We start from the raw sequence: 4,390 nt of genomic DNA, 5'->3' as shown, positions 1-4,390 counted from the left end.
CCGCTTTTATCAACAAGGTATGCGGACCGCAACCCTTATACAGTCTATCTCGTAGACCTCTTTGTCACCCCCCCAGAAAATCAAGAGAGTAAGGGGATAAACAAATAACCCGTCTACCTATGTTTTCAACCGCCAGCAAATTTTGCAGCCAACTTTTTTGAAAGGGGCGCCAGCATTTACAGCGGCGCATTTCTGCTGGATTCTAAACTTCACAAGCCAATTGATACCGGCAAAGTAAAGTTGAAAGAAGTTGCGAAGGAATTTGCTGATGCTTTTTTAAAAGCTTGATTGTCTTTGTACCTAGAACGAGAGGGCAGGATCTCGTTTGACAAATTGATGAGAGAATTGCTATCAGCTTTAATTTGAGGATTAGAGTATACACCAAGGCTTCTGATAGAGTTTGGTGTATACTGCTTCTTTGCCAAGTAACAAAAGAGTTACTATCCACTTCATCGGTCGCATCGCAGCACATACTCAACTTCCCTGCTGCCATCGATTCAAGGCGAGTCACCCGCGCTTCGACATTGCCGTTACCTTAAAAATATAGATTATTGAATTCTGCTAAGCCACTGCACGTTCTTCCGTTCTCCTGGTCGCTCCAGCACATCCTCCAAGTTTAACTATCCGCACATTCATGGTTAGGCGATCGGGCTAGAGCAAGGGGGTCTTACGCCTTATTCAGCCCCGATCGCTGTGGGATTTCTATGCTGCGTATGGCTTTGAGGAGAAATCACATCCGCAGTCAAGGCGATCGGGATCCAGTAGGGGGTCTTACCCTTTATTGTGCTGCGATCGCCTTCTAATTCCCTTGTGGTATATGGGTTTGACTAGAAGCGATCAGGGCGATCGGGGCGATCGGCCACTCCTCACCTTTTTTATTAAGGGGTGTTTTTGTTGTTGCAAGGAAGTACCCCCCTCTCTATTTTTAGGGAGTAGTACCCCGATCGCCCCGATCGCACCCTTGAAACCTTTGATATGGCGTTGTATTTGTAGCGATCGGGGCATAATGAGGGGTAAGACCTTACAATGTGCCTCGATCGCCTTCGTATTGTTCACAGTATTGATTTAGCGTAGTATGTTAGCTGATCGGGGTAGCATAAGGGGTAAGACCCCCCATTATGCCCCGATCGCCTAGTTAATAAAAATGATGGGTAAGACCCCCCATTTATATGGATGTGATGGAACGCAGGGATGGACTCTACATCAACGAAGAGAGTAAAGCGGATGGATGGTGAATGAGTTGTAGGGAAATCAAAAAACTAAGAGAGTCGAAAGAAAGGGCTACCGCATTGTTTGAAAAAGAGAGAGCCATCAATCACAAGTTTCTCCCCAATACCTCAACCACTATCGCAGTTACGCTCAACTTATTCGCAATAGCTTCTTTTACTTTAGGGAGCTTTTCCACCGGGATGTAGAGACTCTTCACCATCCACTTACCATCCACTTTTACTTTGTAGCGGTAGTGGTTGACTGTGCTTTCACCCTTCCAAAAGCTGTACACCAACCCGCTGCCTCCTTGAATTATACACGCTTGGTGTATACTCTCGCTTAGTGAAGCGTTAGTGGCATTGCTATCACTTTGATTGCCATCACTGGGGTATACACCAAGACTCGGTATTAGACATCTCCAAAATAGTAACATTATGTGGTAAAAGAACATAAGAGACATTTTTTGGCACACAAACATGAGCGACATCCTGAATCATATTGAAGAGAATCATAAAGAAACACAGCGATTAATTGGTTTGGAATATGAGCATTTACAACAATTGCTCCAAAATGCCGAACGATTACATCATGAAAAACAAGCTTTACTAGAATCAAAAAAAGTGAGAATTATTGCGGATGGAGGAGGTCGAAAACCCAAACTATCTATTCCCGAACAAATAATTTTAACCTTGGTTTATCTTAGGCATATGACAACATTTCAAATTCTGGGCATCCAGTTTGGAGTAAGTGAGTCTACAGCTAATGATACATTTAACTATTGGTTTGCGCTTCTGCGAGAATTGCTACCATCTAGCTTGCTGGAACAAGTAAAAAAAAACGCTGCTGACCATGCAATAGTTAAGGAAATACTCACAGAATATGAATTAATAGTAGATACCTACGAACAAGTCAGAGAAAGACCTGGAACTCGTGAAGAACAAGAAAAATACTTTTCAGGCAAGAAGAGTAATCATACATTTAAAACTCAAATAATTATCATGCCAGATGGTAGAGATATAGTTGATGTTGTGGCAGGGGAACCTGGACCTAAAAGCGATATAACATTATTCCGAGAATATCGCTCCGAGTTGGCTCCTCAACAAAGATTTAAGGGAGATAAAGCTTACGTTGGAGAAGATTTAATAACAACTCCCCTTAAAAAACCCAAGAAACGAGAATTAACAACAGAACAAAAAAAACAAAATAAAGCGTTTTCTGCTCGCCGATTTTTTGTAGAACATCGAATTCGAGCGGTCAAGATATTTCGAGTTGCCCAAGAAAGATTTAGATTAAATTCCCAAAAATATGAGCAAGTAATTTTAACGATTTGTGGAATAGTAAGGTTGCGAATAGGAGCGCTAATATTACCATTATAAAAAGCGAGGCAATCGTCAGATTAAAATTAACAAATCTCACTCAACATTGCGATATAATTATCAACAATAAATATCTTAAAGTCTGATTTTATCGTGCACACTAGCTAATTTAGGATGGTTACATTTACGTCAAGGAGCTTAACTACACAGAGGCTTTGATTGTTTTCGGAGATATCTATTGAGCTTTGGTGTATACTCTCGCCTAGGAAAGAGATGTCGGTGTTAGCATTAGTTTGGTTGTCGCTACTGTGATATAAACCAGAGACTCTTTGATGTTCCTGCGAGGAAGAGACGGAACCTCCTTTTATACTGTCAGTTGTGATAGGAGTTGGGAAAGGAACAGGGTCATCTTTATCATTTGGATGAGGTGCGAGTGAGGGTTGGTGTATACTCTCACCTCTTAGAGTAATGCTAATACCAATTCACTATGAAGGTACACTAAAATATAGGGTAAAAGTAGAGTACATCCAATATGGCGAACAAACTTCAGGTACAAATCCAGGAAACGGTTGAGGAACTAGAGCATCGACTGGAACGGAGTGCGACCGCCGTAAATAAAGAAAAATTACTGGTATTATACTGGCTGACCACCAAAAAAATCCAAAAAAGAGCCGAATTAGCCACGATGTTGAAACGAGACTCTTCAACAATATATCGTTGGTTAAGAGCTTACAAACAAGGTGCAATTACTGAATTACTTAGCATAAAAAAAGCTCCCGGGAAGACTCCACATATACCACCCGAAGTTAGAGAAAAATTAATCAAGAAACTGCAAGAACCAGAGGGAGAAACAAGTTATGGCAAATTACAGCTCTGGCTAGAGCGCCAGTCCAGTAAAAGAGGTTGACAAAAGGCATAAAGTATGGTAGTTAGCGAAAAAACCAACTCTGTGCTGTAAAATGCGCCCACCAACCTGGACCCCCCCAATCGAGTTGTCTGCAGCAGAACAAAAAGTAGCCAAACGTATTCGTCAGGCTTCACTGTTCTTATTCTTAAGAAAAATTCGCCACCAACTATTTGATGAGGAATTCCAAACAGAACTAGCAGGTCTGTTTAAAGACTCTACAGTAGGAAAATGCCCGATCGTACCAGCACAAATAGCCTTAGCAATTATCCTACAAGCCTACACGGGAGTTTCCGATGACGAAGCAATCGAAGCAATGCAAATGGACAGAAGATGGCAATTAGTACTCGATTGTTTAGATTGCGAACAAACTCCATTTGGCAAAGGTACTTTAGTCAGGTTTCGCGCGATCTTAATCGCAAAAGGAGGCGATCTGCGACTTGTAGAAAAAACAATTGAGATTGCCAAAAAGACCCAAGGATACAGCGAGCGTTCCTTGAGAGTCGCACTAGATTCCAGTCCCTTATGGGGAGCAGCCAGGGTAGAAGATACTTATAATTTATTGGGCCATGCACTCAGAAAATCCTTGGAGATAATTGCCAAAAATATGCAGCAAGAAACAGGAGCGATCGCAGTACAAGCTGGAGCCGAAATTGTAGCAGCAAGCAGTCTCAAGAAAGCATTAGATTTAGATTGGGATGACCCCAGGGCCCGAGAACAAGCATTAAGCACAATTTTACAAGCACTCGAACGAGTAGAAAGCTTTGTTGAATCACAATCTGACCTGACATCAACGACAGCAGAAGCGGCACAAAAAAGCTTGGCAGATGCCAAACAAATAGAAAAACAAGATATAGAACGGAGGGCAGATGGTAGCCCAAAGTTAATTAGGGTTTGCTGAAGCAGTTGCAAAAGTAAACACTGTATGAGTTGTGTTATCCTAAAAAGGTGGAAGGGTGCA

The 4,390-nt window shown here is 41.9% G+C and carries 4 protein-coding genes; 3 read left to right on the top strand and 1 reads right to left on the bottom strand.

Translation table 11 applies throughout. From position 1 onward, the window contains the following. Positions 1-1,315: 1,315 nt before the first annotated feature. Positions 1,316-1,504 (bottom strand): hypothetical protein, encoded by a 189-nt coding sequence (locus QUA45_RS28030; RefSeq protein WP_333101153.1) that lies wholly within the window; start codon positions 1,502-1,504, stop codon positions 1,316-1,318. Positions 1,505-1,685: 181 nt separating this feature from the next. On the opposite strand from QUA45_RS28030, the gene QUA45_RS28025 reads away from it, so the two are divergent. The 3 genes from QUA45_RS28025 (at position 1,686) to QUA45_RS28015 (ending at position 4,330) form a co-directional block, all read left to right on the top strand. Continuing rightward, positions 1,686-2,585 (top strand): transposase family protein, encoded by a 900-nt coding sequence (locus tag QUA45_RS28025; RefSeq protein ID WP_333223147.1) that lies wholly within the window; start codon positions 1,686-1,688, stop codon positions 2,583-2,585. Positions 2,586-3,057: 472 nt separating this feature from the next. Beyond that, positions 3,058-3,432: a hypothetical protein gene (locus QUA45_RS28020; protein WP_333223145.1), complete on the top strand. Its 375-nt coding sequence runs from the start codon at positions 3,058-3,060 to the stop codon at positions 3,430-3,432. A gap of 85 nt (positions 3,433-3,517) precedes the next feature. Next, complete coding sequence (locus QUA45_RS28015) at positions 3,518-4,330, top strand: transposase (RefSeq protein WP_333223143.1); 813 nt, start codon at positions 3,518-3,520, stop codon at positions 4,328-4,330. The last annotated feature ends 60 nt before the right edge of the window (positions 4,331-4,390 follow it).

Origin of the sequence: Microcoleus sp. Pol12A5 (assembly GCF_036701435.1) — a bacterium.
Taxonomy (GTDB): domain Bacteria; phylum Cyanobacteriota; class Cyanobacteriia; order Cyanobacteriales; family Microcoleaceae; genus Microcoleus.
The sequence above is the reverse complement of the archived record's forward strand: the minus strand, read 5'-3'. Positions and strand labels throughout refer to the sequence as shown.